The sequence below is a fragment of the Pseudomonas putida genome, assembly GCF_002025705.1.
In the GTDB taxonomy this organism is placed as follows: domain Bacteria; phylum Pseudomonadota; class Gammaproteobacteria; order Pseudomonadales; family Pseudomonadaceae; genus Aquipseudomonas; species Aquipseudomonas putida_J.
Genome location: NZ_CP018846.1, coordinates 5,006,827 through 5,019,857 on the forward strand (window position 1 = coordinate 5,006,827; position 13,031 = coordinate 5,019,857).

The window sequence follows — 13,031 nt, forward strand, 5'->3', positions numbered from 1 at the left end:
ACACTGACCCATGAGCCCGATGCCCGCCACGCAGATTCAGGCCGATCCTCAGCAGGAAGCGCTGGAGTGGTTTTCGCGCCTGCGCCAGCCTGGCTGCGATGAAGGCGAACGCCAGGCATTCGGCCGTTGGTGCCAGGATCCGCTGAATGCACACGCCTATGCCGAACTGGAAGCTTGCTGGCAGCAGTTGCAAGCCCCCCCTGCCCGGCCGCGCCCGCGTTTGCTCAAGGTCCGCCGCCGCTACTTCGGTAAAGCGCTGGCCGTACTATTCCTGCTAATGCTTTGCGCACTGGCTTACCTGTATTGGCCCCTCATGCAGCGCCTGGCCAGCGAACTGCACACCGATATCGGCGAGCGCCGCAGTACACGCCTGGCCGACGGTTCGACCTTGCACCTGGACAGCGCCAGCGCGATGAATGTCGACCTGCGCGGGCGCACACGCCAATTGCACCTGGTACAAGGCCAGGTGTACCTGGATGTAGTGCTCGACGGGCGCGCCATGGAGGTTCAGGTGGACGATGCCCGTATCCAGGTGTTCGGCACCCGCCTGATGGTGGCGCGGCATGGCGATCATGACGAACTGCTGGTGCTCAATGGCAAGGCCATGGTCATCCTGGGCGGCGACCAGCGCATGGTGTCGGCGGGTGAGCGAGTGACCTTCACCGAGGCGCGGATCAACCCGGTGCAGAAAGCCGATGTGAAAACTGCCGATGCCTGGCGCACGGGCCAACTGCATGCCAGCGAAATGCCCCTGGGCCAGGTCATCGAACGCCTGGCTAGCGCCCAAGGCCGAAGGGTCTGGCTAATGGATGAGCAGACCGCTTATCGACGCATCAACGGCGACTTCAACCTCGATCACCCCGGCCAGACCCTGGACGCGCTCGCTGCCGAGCAGCATTTGCAGCTCTACGACGTGCTCGGGCAGTGGCTGATCGTTCGCTAAAACCGGGCTCGGCCGCTAAGTTTTTGAAAGCGTGCAAATTTTTTTGAAAAAGAGTGTTGACACAGGTCCATCACAAGGGAATAATGCGCGCCATCGGCTACATAGCTCAGTTGGTTAGAGCATAGCATTCATAATGCTGGGGTCCGGGGTTCAAGTCCCTGTGTAGCCACCAAACCTGAAAAGGGCTTACCGCAAGGTAAGCCCTTTTCTTTTGCCTGTAAAAAATCCCCTCCCTCTCAGCGCACCCCGGCGACCGCCACGGCCAGCCCCAGGCTGATCAGTGCAAGACCGATCACCCGGTCGACCAGCCGCTGCCTTGCGATCATCAACGCACGCAATCGCGCACTGGAAAAGAACACCGCCACCAGGCTGAACCAGGCCCAGTGGGCGAACGACATGAATGCGCCATAGGCGAAATCCAGCGTCAGCGTTGTACCCGGTTGCACCACCTGGGTGTAGGCACTGATCACGAAGAGCATGGTCTTGGGGTTGAGGGCGTTGGTCAGGAAACCGGTACGCAGTGCCGACGGCCAACCTGATTGCTGCCCTCCCCCCTCCAAGTCGATGCGGGAAGTATTGGTCAGCGACTGGTAGCCCAGGTAGATCAGGTAACCGGCGCCCAGCACCTTCATGCCAAGGAAAAGACCCGGGCTCTGGCTGATGATCACCGCAACGCCGAATACCGTGTACAGCACATGCACCTGCACACCCAGCGCGATACCCACCGCCGCAGCCAGGCCAGCCTTGCGACCCTGGGCGTAACTACTGCGGGTGACCATGGCGAAGTCGGCGCCGGGGCTGACGACGGCAAGCAGGGTGAACAGGGCGACAGCGATGAGTTCGGTCATTGGAAAGGGCCTTCGATAATCGATGAAAATGCACGGATGCGCTGATTATCGATGGCGTGATGAGGCGGCAAAAACGATTTATAGTGCAGAGAATCTGATAGTTTTCCTGACAGATAAGCGCAGCCTTATAGAGCCTTCGCGGGCAAGCCCGCCCCCACAGGCCATGTCAGGCTGAAAGGGATGCCATGAAACTGCCCCCACTCACCGCCTTGCGCTACTTCGATATCGCTGCCGAAACCGAAAGCTTCGTGCGCACCGCCGAGCGCCTGCATGTCACCCACGGCGCAGTCAGCCGCCAGGTGCGCCTGCTCGAAGAAAGCCTGGGCATTGAACTGTTCGAGCGGCGCAACCGGGCGATCTTCCTCACCCCCGCCGGCCGAGAGCTGCATGGCACAACCCAGGCGATCTTCGAACAGCTCGAAGGCACCGTGCAGCGCCTGCAGCAGCAGGAACGCAACAATGTGCTGGTGCTGTCTTGCGAGCCGACCATCGCCATGCGCTGGCTGATCCCGCGCCTGCCGCGCTTTCACGCCGCACACCCGGACCTGCAAATGCACCTGGTGGCTGCCGGGGGCCCGGTGGACTTCGCCCGCGGCGGGGTCGACCTGGCGCTACGTCGCGACGACTTCCATTGGCCGCCGACGCTGCACAGCGTGAAAATCTGTGATGAATGGATAGGCCCTGTCAGCCGCGCCCGTTGCGATAACCTCGACGGCCAACGCCTGTTGCACAGCAGCACCCGCCCCAGCGCATGGCCTACCTGGCTGCGCCTGAGCGGGCGGCAGGCAACCCACAACGAACGCAGCGACTTCGAACACTTCTACCTGTCGCTACAAGCCGCCAGCGCTGGCCTGGGCCTGGCCATCGCCTCGGCATTGATGGTGCGCGACGAGCTCGACAGCGGCCAATTGCAGGCCCCATTCGGTTTCCTGCGCGATGGCTCTGCCTATCACCTGCTCAGCCCGCAGCCACTAAGCGATGGCGGCAAGCGCCAGCGCTTTGCCGAATGGGTGCAGAGTGAAAGCCAGGCCTGCCTCACTCACCTGGGCTTGCTGCAGAATGACGAGGCCGCGCTGCCATCACCGCCCCAGGTGCGATAACCCGCGGTATCGATGTGGATACGCCCGCTCGGGTAGCGCCCCAACCCCATGTTCCAGGCCTGGCCGTACTGCTGCCAGAAGCGGCACAGCGGATTGGGATCGGCCCAGGCCGGCAGCAGAATATCGACTGCGAAAGCGCGGGTATGGGCACTGCCCACGGCGCCACCGGCGCAACGATTGAGATCAGGATCGCGATAGGCGGAGACCACTTCGAACTGGCGCAGCATGTTCCGTTCGTCGAGGGTCTTGATCAGCGAAAGGGTGGAGCGCACTGCCGGCCAGTTACTGGCAGGCGGCACCGCGAACGGCGAGGCATGGCACAGCTTCCAGTCCGAGGCCGAACGCAGCAGCTGATGGATGGGCACCACACCATATAGACGAGCATCCACCAGCATCTCGCGAAACGGCCGGGTCTGATGGTCACCTGCCCACTGCGCGAACATCCACAGGTCACGCTCGTCGGCCAACACCACTGTGCTCCACAGCACACCTGCAGCCAGCAGCATCCCGCTTGCTCTTCTCATCCCCACGCTCCCTGCTCCAGTATGAGCGCGGCCGCCACCCCGGGCGGCCACTTACAAGGAGTTAAGCATGCACAAGACTGTCGCAACGAGCCTCGCCGCCCTCGCCTTCAGCGGCCTGACCATGGCGGATGCACGCATCGACCTGGGCGATGCCCAGCGCGTCACCCGTCTGTTCGCCTTCCCCAACAACTGCCACGTGATCTGTTACCGCGACTGGACGCTGGAGCAGACCGTGGAGCACTACCTGACCCAAAGCGTACGCCGCGACGGCCATGCCAACGCCAAGGTGCACGTCGGCCGCGACAACGGCCGGTTGCATGCCACCATCAGCGATGTACCCGGCAACTATGCCGAGCCCCTGCGCAAGCTGCTCGACAGTGGCGAGTTGGCCTATGACGGTGCCACCCAGCTGAACAAGGACGGTAAATGGTCCTACGACTGGTACCTGTTCCTGCCGCTGGGCATGGCCCTGCAGAACCGCCGCAGTATAGAACTGCTGCACTTCCCGCCGGACTATTCGTTGACTCAAGCCCAGGATTACCTGCGCTCCAACACCACCGACCGCTGGGCCGAACTGCTGACCTTCAATGGCATCGATGCCAGCCAGACCCCGGCCTACCAGACGATCATCGACATCGCCCCGATTGCCGCCCCGGCCAGCGCGGGTGATGCCCTGACAGGCACCTACGGCTACTTCAAGGACTACCAGCTACGCATGGTCCGCGAGATGACCCTGCAAAGCGCCACCAAACCCCTGCCGATGGTCGCCTTTGGCGCCCCGGTGCGCAGCTGGATCCAGCAACAGTACGGGCCGCAGGTGGGCGTGCTGGGCCTTGTCAGCATCAGCCCGCAACCGGGGGCGCAGGTGCCGGTGCTGGGGTCTAACCATCCCAGCGCCATCTGGTATGCGGCGGATAAGGACAGCCATGGTGGCGATCAGGATGCGGCGGATGCGGCGGGCTTGAAGATGATGGGGCAGGACCTTACGGCAGCCTGCTGGCAGGCGGGGATGGGGCGTAATCCGGGGGCCGAGCCGAAGATGACCCTGGATGCCTGCTCGAGCAAATGGCAAGTGACGCAGAAGAAGCAGACCTGCGAGCTGTTTTTCCGCACGATACGCAAGTACACGCCGGAGCAGGCGGCGGCCAAGTGCAATACCGGGGAGATGACCCGAAGCCTGAGGGACCTGCGCAAGCCGGTCGAGGTTGTGCCGCGGGAGCTGTGATCGACTCGCTGGCCTCTTCGCGGGCAAGCCCGCTCCCACAGGAAAGCACCAGGCCCGAATCTGAGGCAGCACCTGTGGGAGCCTCTTCACACGTCCCCCACACATTTCGAGTGCTGCGCTGTAGCTGTGGGGGCCTCTTCACAGGGTCCCCACACATTTCAAGTGCTGCGCTGTACCTGTGGGAGCGGGCTTGCCCGCGAAGAGGCCAGTACTGGTTTACTCAGTCTTCAAGCAGCGTACAGGCCATCACCAAGGCATCTTCACGCCCGCCGGCGACCGGGTAGTAGTCACGGCGGCGGCCGATCTCGTTGAAGCCATAACGCTCATACAGGCGATAAGCCGACTGGTTGCTGGCCCGCACCTCGAGGAAGCACTCACGCCCATTGAGCTGATAGGCCCGCGCCATGAGGTGCTCAAGCAAACGCAGACCAAGGCCGCAGCCCTGATTCTCCGGCTTCACGGTAATGTTCAGCAGGTGCGCCTCGTCGATGATCACATTGATCACCCCATGGCCCACCTGCTGCTGGCCATCGAACATCAACCACACTTCGTAGGATTTGAGCGCATCCTGAAAGATGCCCCGAGTCCAGGGATGACTGAACGCGGCATATTCGATCTTAAGCACGGCATCCAGATCCGCCTCGGTCATCGGGCGGAAACTGATCGAGTCACTCATTCAACGCTCTTCCAGCGCGCCATCAGCTGGCGCATCGCTTGCCAGACGTCCGCCTTGCGCTGCGGCTCGTCCATCAACAGTTCAAGGCCCGGCAAAGCCCAGGCATCGCCCAGGACGTCGACCTTCAGTACTTGGTAATAGGCTTCAGCGTCTGCGCTGGCGGCATAGCGCATGGCCGGCAGGCCAATCAGCCACAGCACGCTGCAGGGGGTTTCTTCAAGGCGCGCCTGGATAAAGCCCTGGACGAAATCACGCGCTGCATCCGGGCCCTGGTCCATGTTGCCGCGCACCAGCAGCGGCCAGCGCACCGGCTCACCGATGATCTGCGGCGCATCCGGCAAGCCGGCGGCGCGCAACATGTCCTTGAGCAGCAGGTAGGACGGATCGCGGCTCTGGAAAGGCTGCCCCGTGGCCAGCTCGACCAGCAACAGACAGTTGCCGGCGCGCAGCAGTTGCAACGAGAAACGCGGCGGCGGTACCGGTGCCGGACGTGGCGCGGGGGCTTCCTGCTCGGCTTCGACCGGCTTGGCAACGGCCTTCGGCGTGCTGCCAGGGCGCGGAATCTCGATTTTCGGGCGCTCGCCGGAACGGGCCTGGGGCGTGGCTGCCGCCTCGCTGGCCGCCGCCACGGATGGCCGGATGTCGAAATCGGCCTCCTCGACCGGTACTTGCGGCAACAGCAGCTCGGGGCGCGAAGGTGCGGCGAACGGCAGTTCGGCACGCGGCAGCCAATGCACCACTTGCATGGCGGAAAGGTAGGCGCGGCGGCGGGGTTCGGTCAGCAAGGCTCGGGGGTCCGGGGTTTGAAACGTCGCACATTCTAACGTGTAAGCCTCGGTTTTTGCAGGGTCTGTCCGACCGAGCGCCGCCCCCGCGGCGCATCGCGGATAAATCCGCTCCTACATCTGTTGCAACGTGCCGAACCTGTTATGCCAAAGTCGTCTGCCTTGGCGCATGACATGAGCCTTAAAACAAGGCTGACAACCATGGCCTCACAGGCGTGGCCACGCTGCAACAGATGTAGGAGCGGATTCATCCGCGATGCGCCGCGCGGGTGGCGCTCGGCCTCACATCCAGCATAAACCTCAAGCCAAACATCTCTCATTACAGACCAAGGGGTGAAATCCTCCCCCCCGGATGAAGTACAATCGCCCCCTTTTTACTTGGCAACGAGTAGACGCCAATGATCGAACCCAAGCGCGTCCTGCGCGCCCTAGCCGAACACTGGGCCCTGATCGAGCCGCTGTGCGAGCGTTTCGACCAGGGCACCCTGAGCCTGGTGGAGCTGCGCCAGCAACTGGGCCGCCAGCAGGTGGAAAGCACGCCGCAGGACATCACCCAGCTGCTCGACGTGTGGATCCGCCTGGATATCCTGGTGCCGGTGGCCAAGAGCCCGAACCGTTTCGAGCTCAACGCCCAGATCCACGACTTCCTCGCCTACCTGCGCCGCGAGCACCGGCTGGGCCTGTGCCTGGAGATCGAGGCCTACCTGCGCCACCTGGAGCGCCTGGCCGGGCACATCCAGGATGCCTTCGACAACCGCGACAGCGACGACCTGGCGCGCCAGCTGCGCTTGCTCGACATGCGCGTGCGCGACGTGCTGAAGAAGCTCGACAACGACGAGCAGGCGCTGGTCGCCGTGGCCGAACGGGCCAAGACCAGCAACCGCCAGATCCCGCTGCGCCAGCGCTACGCTGAAGTGCTGGCGACCTGGGACGAGTACGTCGAGCCGATGATTCAGCTGGTGAACGCCGACGGCGCCTTCGAACAAGGCGTGCGCAAGGTCGAAACCGTGCTGCTGAAGCTGCTCGGCGAACAGGCGCGCCTCGGCCACCTGGTCGATGATGACATGCTGCTGCGCACCCACGCGCGCATCCTGGAAATGCAGACCAGCGCCCAGCTGACCCTGCGCCACGCCCGCGAACTGCTGCTGCCGCTACGTGAAGAAGCGCGCCGGCACAACGCCGTGACCCGCGGCGCCGCGCTGGCGCTGTCGGTGATCCGCCGCAAGGGCATCGACGCCGTGCCGCAAGCCGCCATGCCGCTGTTCACCCGCCCGCAAAGCACCTTCCTCGGCAGTGCCAGCCAGGTCGAGGCCTACGTCTATGCCCTGGCCCGCTTCGAGCCCAAGCCGGCCAAGTTCCCCAAGGCGCACAAGACCCAGAAAGGCCCGCTGCCGCGTGCCCCGCGCACGGTCAAAGAGATGCTCGAACGCTGCGAAGACGCCCTGCCGCTGCCAGACCTGATGGTCTGGCTGCTGGACCAGGAGCCCGAAGGCGCCACCGACGAACTGCTGTACTGGTTCTCGCGCCTGTCGCGGGAAAAGCGCTTCAAGCGTGAACGCCTGGAGCGGCGCGAGTACACCACCCACGAACACCTGGTCAGCCTGCGCTCGTTCGCCCTGACGTCCAGCCGCGAAGCGCAACCTGAAACCAACGCGAGCCCAGCCAATGCATCTTGATCTTTCCGAACTGTCCCAGCTCGCGCCGATCTTCCGCGAGCTGTTCAAGGGCTTCCACGTCAGCCGCCGCGACCCGGAAATGTACGCCCAGCTGTCGAACTTCCAGGACCAGTACCGCACCCTGTTCAAGGCCCTGGGCTTCGAGCTGGTGTGCGACACCCGCGGGTTCTACTACTTCGTCCCCGAGCAGGCCGCCGCGCAGGTCAACAAGACCGCCCAGCGCCTGTCGCTGTTCACCTTCATCATCGTCGAACACCTGGCCGACCAGGGCCGCGACCCGATGGCCGTGCTTGACGGCGGTAGCATCGGCCGCGACGAGCTGCCATCGCTGCTGGACAAGTACCGCGACCTGTTCCTGCAGGCCGAAGTACAGACCGTCGACGAGCTGGAAGAAAAGATCATGCGCCGCATGACCCAGCTCGGCTTTGCCCATGAAGAAGGCGGCATCTACCGCTTCCTGCCACCGATGCACCGCTTCCTCGACGTGTGCCTGTCGGTGCAGCAGGACCGCGACCTGGCTGCCAGCCTGCACAGCGACCTGCCGCTGCCAACCCCGGTACTGGTGGAAGAAGAAAGCCCGGAACAACTCAACCGCACCGACGACCCGCTCGACCTCACCCCGTTCGACGGCGAAGAGAGCGAAGAGGATGCCCTGGCCCGGGCCATCCGCGAAGAGCAACAGGAGATTGACGCATGAGCCAGGAACGCTACGGCATCCGCCGCTTCGCACTGCTCAACACCGCCGGCTACAGCCTCGGCCTGTTCCCGCTGGAGCACCCGCTGTCGGTCTACGGTGCCAACAACCTGGGTAAATCGGCGTCGATCAACGCCCTGCAGTTCCCGATCCTGGCGCGCATGTCCGACATGAGCTTCGGCAAGTACAGCCTGGAGCAGTCACGCCGCTTCTACTTCGCCAGCGACACCTCGTACATCCTCTGCGAACTGAACCTGCCCCACGGCCCGCACGTGATCGGCGTGGTCGGCCGCGGCCCGGGCGGCGGTTTCGGCCACCAGTTCTTCGCCTACAAGGGCGAGCTGGACCTGGCTCACTACCAGAAGAACGACACCTGCCTGCGCCAGAAAGAGCTGTTCACCAACCTTGAGCGCCTGGGCCTGAAGGCCTATGAGCTCAAGCCCGACGAACTGCGCCGGCTGCTGGTCGGCGGCCACACCTCGTGCCCGCTGGACCTGACCCTGATCCCGCTGCGCTCGACCAGCGAGCAGAGCCTGAAAACCTTCCGCGCGCTGTTCATCAACCTGCTGCACATGCGCGAAATCACCGCCGCCAAGCTGAAGCAGCTGTTCCTCGACGCCTTCGAGCACAGCCTGCGCTCGGGCAGCGTCGACTACATCGCCGCCTGCGAAGAAGCCTTCCGCGACGTGCGCCGCATGGAGCAGGACTACAACGCCCTGGTCGCGGCCGGCCCGCTGGTCGAGGCGCTGGCCGGCGGTGTGGCCCAGCGCGACATCTTGCGCGGCAAGCTGCACCGCCTTTCGCCGCTGCTCGACAACCTGCTGGGTACCTGGCAGGAATACGCCATGGCGCGCAAGGAAGAGCTGGTAATCCAGGCCGAGCACTTCCGTGGCGAGCAGGACCGCCTGCAGAACGACCAGCGTGGCGGCACCCAGGAGCTGATGCGCCTGGAGCGTGAAATCACCGGCATCCAGCGCTGGCTCGGCGAGCTGTCGGTGCTCAAGCACCGCTTCGCCCTGGTCGATGACGTCAAGGTTCTGGAACAGCAACTGCTGGCCGCCAAGGACGCCCACGACGAACTGGCCGGCGCCCTCGCGCAGTCGCGCCAATTCAGCGCCGAAGACCTCGACGAGCGCGTGCGCGACCTGGAAAAACGCCTGAAGCAGGTCAAGCAGCAGCTCGACCACGCCGACAACAACAGCTACGCCCGCCTGCGCGAAGAGTTCTCGCAGCAAGACGTCGATCGCCTGATGCGCCTGTTCAACGGCGCGCTGTTCAGCCTGCCGCTGGGCGACCGCGGTATCGAGCTGGACGACAGCGACCTGTGGGTAAAATCCCTGGAGGCCGTGCTCGACGGCTTCAAGGGCGAGCGCTTCGAAGCCCCCGGTCTGTCCATCGATATCTCCAATATCGACCCACCGGCGCTGCAGGCCCTGGCTGACCGCGCAGCCCTGCGCGACCAGAAAGAGCGCCTTGAAAAAGAACTCAAGCAGCTCAAGACCCAGCAGCAGGTCGCCGCCGACCGCACCGCCTCCAAGGCTCAGACCGAAGCGCTGTACCAGGAAGTTCTGGACGCCCAGAAGGCCCTGGAAGACTACCGCCGCAGCGAAACCCTGAGCGCCGAAGAGCCGGAGAAGATGGAGCAACTGGCGCAGCTGGAAGCCGCCCAGGATGAGCTCAAGCGCTCCAGCGACGCCTTCACCGAACGCGTCCAGCAGCTGTCGGCCAAGCTGCAGCTGGTCGGCCGCCAGATCGGTGACCTGGAATCCAAGCAGCGCACCCTGGAAGACGCCCTGCGCCGCCGCCAGCTGCTGCCGGCCGACCTGCCATACGGCACGCCGTTCATGGAAGCGGTCGACGATTCCATGGACAACCTGCTACCGATGCTCAACGACTACCAGGACAGCTGGCAGGCCCTGCAACGCGTCGACAACCAGATCGAGGCGCTGTACGCCCAGGTACGCCTCAAGGGCGTGGCCAAGTTCGACAGCGAAGATGACATGGAGCGCCGCCTGCAACTGCTGGTGAATGCTTACGCGCACCGCACCGACGAGGCCCTGACCCTGGCCAAGGCGCGCCGCGCCGCGGTCACCGACATTGCCCGGACCTTGCGCAACATCCGCAGCGACTACGACAGCCTCGAACACCAGCTGGCCCTGTTCAACCGCGAGATCAACAAGCGCCAGGTGTCCAACCTGGAAAGCTTCCGCGTGGTCCTCGCACCGAACAAGGAAGCGCTCAAGCACATCGACCAGATCATCCACAGCGCTGGCCAGTACGAGGAAGGCGAAACCCTGTCGGTGTTCGACCTGACCCAGAGCGCCGATCAGGACAACAAGAACGAAGAGGCCAAGGAATACCTGGCGCGGCTGGTGGCGGCCAACCACAACCAGCTGGGCCTGAAGGACCTGTTCGAACTGGCGTTCGAGATCACCAAGGTCAATGGCCAGCCGATCATCCACGCCGACATCGACGGCGCGGCGTCCAACGGCACCACCATGACCATCAAGGCGCTGACCAACATGTACCTGTTGCTGCACTTGATGGACCGCGACCTGGCCGGGCGCATTCGCCTGCCGTACTACCTCGACGAGGCGGCGGACATCGACGAACGCAACCAGGCGGCACTGCTGGAGACCAGCCTGCAGCTGGGCTTCGTGCCGATTCTGGCGAGTGTAAAGCCGCAGGTATCGGCGCGCGTGGCGATCGACCTGGAAGGTGGCAGCGGGCCGAATGGCATCTACATCGACGAGGCGGACTGGAAGTACATCAGCCGGCTGGATGAGGTGAAGGCGGTTGTGCGTGAGGATCAGGCCGAAGAGTTGGCCTGAGGAACCTGGGGCCGCTCTGCGGCCCTCCTCGCGACACAAGGCCGCTCCTACAGGGGTATGCGTTCCCTGTAGGAGCGGCCTTGCCGGGGCGCCGGACCGGTCGGAAAGGAGGCCAAAGGCCTCCCGGCAATCTACCAGGCTATCAATGAGCCCAAGGCAAAATCGGAATAGCCGTTACCGCATTCTGCGGGCTGCCCTCGATCATGCGGTCGCTGTACACCAGGTACACCAGGGTATTGCGTTTCTTGTCCAGGAAACGCACCACCTGCATGGTCTTGAACACCAGCGAGGTGCGCTCCTTGAACACCTCCTCGCCATCCTTCAAATCACCCTTGAAGTTGATGGGCCCGACCTGACGGCAGGCAATCGAAGCCTCCGCGCGATCTTCCGCCAACCCCAATCCACCCTTCACGCCGCCGGTCTTGGCCCGCGACAGGTAGCAGGTCACACCCTCGACCTTGGGGTCGTCAAAGGCCTCGACCACGATGCGGTCGTTTGGTCCAAGGAACTTGAACACGGTGGAAACCTGGCCGATTTCCTCGGCCCCAGCCAGCATCGGCAGGGCAAATACTGCCAGGGCGAGCGCCCGCTTGAGCCGCTTCATACCAGCACCAGGTTGTCGCGATGCACCAGCTCCGGCTCGGCGATGTAGCCCAGCACAGCCTCGATCTGATCGGACGGCTGGCCAATGATCTTCTGCGCTTCCAGCGCGCTGTAGTTGGCCAGGCCACGGGCCACTTCGACGCCGTCCGGACCGACGCAAACCACCATCTCGCCACGGCGGAAGCTGCCCTGCACGGTCTTCACGCCGACCGGCAGCAGGCTCTTGTGCGCTTCGCGCAGCGCCTGCACGGCACCGGCGTCGAGCACCAGGGTGCCGCGGGTTTGCAGGTGGCCTGCCAGCCACTGCTTGCGTGCCGCCAACATGCCGCGCTCAGGCGACAGCAGCGTGCCCAGGCGCTCGCCGGCCTTCAGCCGGTCCAGCACGCGCTCGATGCGACCACCGATGATGATCGTGTGAGCGCCGGAACGAGCTGCCAGGCGCGCGGCGCGCAGCTTGGTCTGCATGCCACCACGGCCCAGTGCACCACCGGTACCACCGGCCACGGCATCGAGCGACGGGTCGTCCGCGCGGGCTTCGTAGATCAGCTGGGCTTCTGGGTTGTTGCGCGGGTCGGCATCGAACATGCCGTCGCGGTCGGTGAGAATCACCAGCAGGTCGGCTTCCACCAGGTTGGCCACCAGCGCGGCCAAGGTATCGTTATCGCCGAAACGGATCTCGTCGGTGACCACGGTGTCGTTTTCGTTGATCACCGGCACCACACCCAGGTCGACCAAGGTACGCAGGGTGCTGCGGGCGTTCAGGTAACGCTTGCGGTCGGACAGGTCGTCGTGGGTCAGGAGGATTTGCGCGGTGTGCTTGCCATGCTCGCCGAAGCTCGATTCCCAGGCCTGCACCAGGCGCATCTGGCCAATCGAGGCCGCCGCCTGCAGCTCGTTCATCGCACTCGGTCGCGAAGTCCAGCCCAGCTGGCTCATGCCGGCAGCCACGGCCCCGGAGGAGACCAGTACCAACTCCACGCCTGCTTCACGCAGCGCGACCATCTGCTCGACCCATACGGCCATGGCGCCGCGGTCGAGGCCCTTGCCATCGGCGGTCAGCAGGGCACTGCCAATCTTCACGACCCAGCGCTTGGCGCCCGTCACCTTGCTTCGCATCTTCTTCCAA

12 protein-coding genes and 1 tRNA gene are annotated in these 13,031 nt (G+C 64.2%); 7 read left to right on the plus strand and 6 right to left on the minus strand.

Annotation, left to right across the window (positions count from 1 at the left end):
- The first annotated feature begins 10 nt into the window (after positions 1-10).
- Complete coding sequence (locus BUQ73_RS22715; RefSeq protein WP_237772727.1) at positions 11-943, plus strand: FecR family protein; 933 nt, start codon at positions 11-13, stop codon at positions 941-943.
- A gap of 95 nt (positions 944-1,038) precedes the next feature.
- Positions 1,039-1,115 (plus strand) — tRNA-Met (locus BUQ73_RS22720).
- Positions 1,116-1,179: 64 nt separating this feature from the next.
- On the opposite strand, the gene BUQ73_RS22725 is transcribed toward BUQ73_RS22720, so the two are convergent.
- Positions 1,180-1,791 (minus strand): LysE family translocator, encoded by a 612-nt coding sequence (locus BUQ73_RS22725; RefSeq protein WP_079229774.1) that lies wholly within the window; start codon positions 1,789-1,791, stop codon positions 1,180-1,182.
- A gap of 185 nt (positions 1,792-1,976) precedes the next feature.
- On the opposite strand from BUQ73_RS22725, the gene BUQ73_RS22730 reads away from it, so the two are divergent.
- Positions 1,977-2,891: a LysR substrate-binding domain-containing protein gene (locus BUQ73_RS22730; protein ID WP_079229775.1), complete on the plus strand. Its 915-nt coding sequence runs from the start codon at positions 1,977-1,979 to the stop codon at positions 2,889-2,891.
- Here the strand turns inward: BUQ73_RS22730 and BUQ73_RS22735 are convergent.
- On the minus strand, positions 2,831-3,415 hold the full coding sequence (locus tag BUQ73_RS22735; RefSeq protein ID WP_079229776.1) for a D-Ala-D-Ala carboxypeptidase family metallohydrolase: 585 nt from the start codon (positions 3,413-3,415) through the stop codon (positions 2,831-2,833). The genes BUQ73_RS22730 and BUQ73_RS22735 overlap by 61 nt on opposite strands.
- 67 nt (positions 3,416-3,482) lie before the next feature.
- Between BUQ73_RS22735 and BUQ73_RS22740 the strand changes: the two genes are divergently transcribed.
- A complete protein-coding gene (locus BUQ73_RS22740) occupies positions 3,483-4,640 on the plus strand; it encodes a hypothetical protein (RefSeq protein ID WP_079229777.1) in 1,158 nt (385 codons plus the stop codon).
- A 220-nt stretch (positions 4,641-4,860) separates the two neighbouring features.
- Here BUQ73_RS22740 and rimI read toward each other — a convergent pair whose 3' ends face one another.
- Complete coding sequence (gene rimI / locus BUQ73_RS22745; RefSeq protein ID WP_025337640.1) at positions 4,861-5,316, minus strand: ribosomal protein S18-alanine N-acetyltransferase; 456 nt, start codon at positions 5,314-5,316, stop codon at positions 4,861-4,863.
- Positions 5,313-6,101 (minus strand): energy transducer TonB, encoded by a 789-nt coding sequence (locus BUQ73_RS22750; RefSeq protein ID WP_079229778.1) that lies wholly within the window; start codon positions 6,099-6,101, stop codon positions 5,313-5,315. The genes rimI and BUQ73_RS22750 overlap by 4 nt, the downstream gene beginning before the upstream one ends.
- Before the next feature lie 398 nt (positions 6,102-6,499).
- Between BUQ73_RS22750 and mksB the strand changes: the two genes are divergently transcribed.
- The 3 genes from mksB to mksF are packed head-to-tail and all read left to right on the plus strand — an operon-like array spanning position 6,500 to position 11,302.
- Positions 6,500-7,777 carry an Mks condensin complex protein MksB gene (gene mksB / locus BUQ73_RS22755; protein WP_027918274.1) on the plus strand — a complete coding sequence of 426 codons (1,278 nt, stop codon included), beginning with the start codon at positions 6,500-6,502 and terminating at the stop codon, positions 7,775-7,777.
- Positions 7,767-8,474, plus strand: a complete 708-nt coding sequence (gene mksE / locus BUQ73_RS22760) for an Mks condensin complex protein MksE (RefSeq protein WP_027918273.1) — start codon at positions 7,767-7,769, stop codon at positions 8,472-8,474. Before mksB ends, mksE begins: the two co-directional genes overlap by 11 nt.
- Positions 8,471-11,302 carry an Mks condensin complex protein MksF gene (mksF, locus tag BUQ73_RS22765; RefSeq protein ID WP_079229779.1) on the plus strand — a complete coding sequence of 944 codons (2,832 nt, stop codon included), beginning with the start codon at positions 8,471-8,473 and terminating at the stop codon, positions 11,300-11,302. The genes mksE and mksF overlap by 4 nt, the downstream gene beginning before the upstream one ends.
- A 142-nt stretch (positions 11,303-11,444) precedes the next feature.
- Here the strand turns inward: mksF and BUQ73_RS22770 are convergent, their stop codons facing one another.
- Together BUQ73_RS22770 and proB are read right to left on the minus strand one after the other, a co-directional pair.
- Positions 11,445-11,906: a CreA family protein gene (locus BUQ73_RS22770; RefSeq protein WP_079229780.1), complete on the minus strand. Its 462-nt coding sequence runs from the start codon at positions 11,904-11,906 to the stop codon at positions 11,445-11,447.
- The gene (gene proB, locus BUQ73_RS22775) at positions 11,903-13,021 is read right to left on the minus strand and encodes a glutamate 5-kinase (RefSeq protein WP_079229781.1); all 1,119 of its coding nucleotides are present in this window, start codon (positions 13,019-13,021) and stop codon (positions 11,903-11,905) included. Before proB ends, BUQ73_RS22770 begins: the two co-directional genes overlap by 4 nt.
- Between the last annotated feature and the right edge of the window lie 10 nt (positions 13,022-13,031).

Bases quoted from the DNA above. Each gene is read 5' to 3' on its own strand.
- BUQ73_RS22715 (WP_237772727.1), top strand. From the start codon at position 11: ATGAGCCCGATGCCCGCCACGCAGATTCAGGCCGATCCTCAGCAGGAA.
- BUQ73_RS22725 (WP_079229774.1), bottom strand. From the start codon at position 1,791: ATGACCGAACTCATCGCTGTCGCCCTGTTCACCCTGCTTGCCGTCGTC.
- BUQ73_RS22730 (WP_079229775.1), top strand. From the start codon at position 1,977: ATGAAACTGCCCCCACTCACCGCCTTGCGCTACTTCGATATCGCTGCC.
- BUQ73_RS22735 (WP_079229776.1), bottom strand. From the start codon at position 3,415: ATGAGAAGAGCAAGCGGGATGCTGCTGGCTGCAGGTGTGCTGTGGAGC.
- BUQ73_RS22740 (WP_079229777.1), top strand. From the start codon at position 3,483: ATGCACAAGACTGTCGCAACGAGCCTCGCCGCCCTCGCCTTCAGCGGC.
- rimI (WP_025337640.1), bottom strand. From the start codon at position 5,316: ATGAGTGACTCGATCAGTTTCCGCCCGATGACCGAGGCGGATCTGGAT.
- mksB (WP_027918274.1), top strand. From the start codon at position 6,500: ATGATCGAACCCAAGCGCGTCCTGCGCGCCCTAGCCGAACACTGGGCC.
- mksE (WP_027918273.1), top strand. From the start codon at position 7,767: ATGCATCTTGATCTTTCCGAACTGTCCCAGCTCGCGCCGATCTTCCGC.
- mksF (WP_079229779.1), top strand. From the start codon at position 8,471: ATGAGCCAGGAACGCTACGGCATCCGCCGCTTCGCACTGCTCAACACC.
- BUQ73_RS22770 (WP_079229780.1), bottom strand. From the start codon at position 11,906: ATGAAGCGGCTCAAGCGGGCGCTCGCCCTGGCAGTATTTGCCCTGCCG.
- proB (WP_079229781.1), bottom strand. From the start codon at position 13,021: ATGCGAAGCAAGGTGACGGGCGCCAAGCGCTGGGTCGTGAAGATTGGC.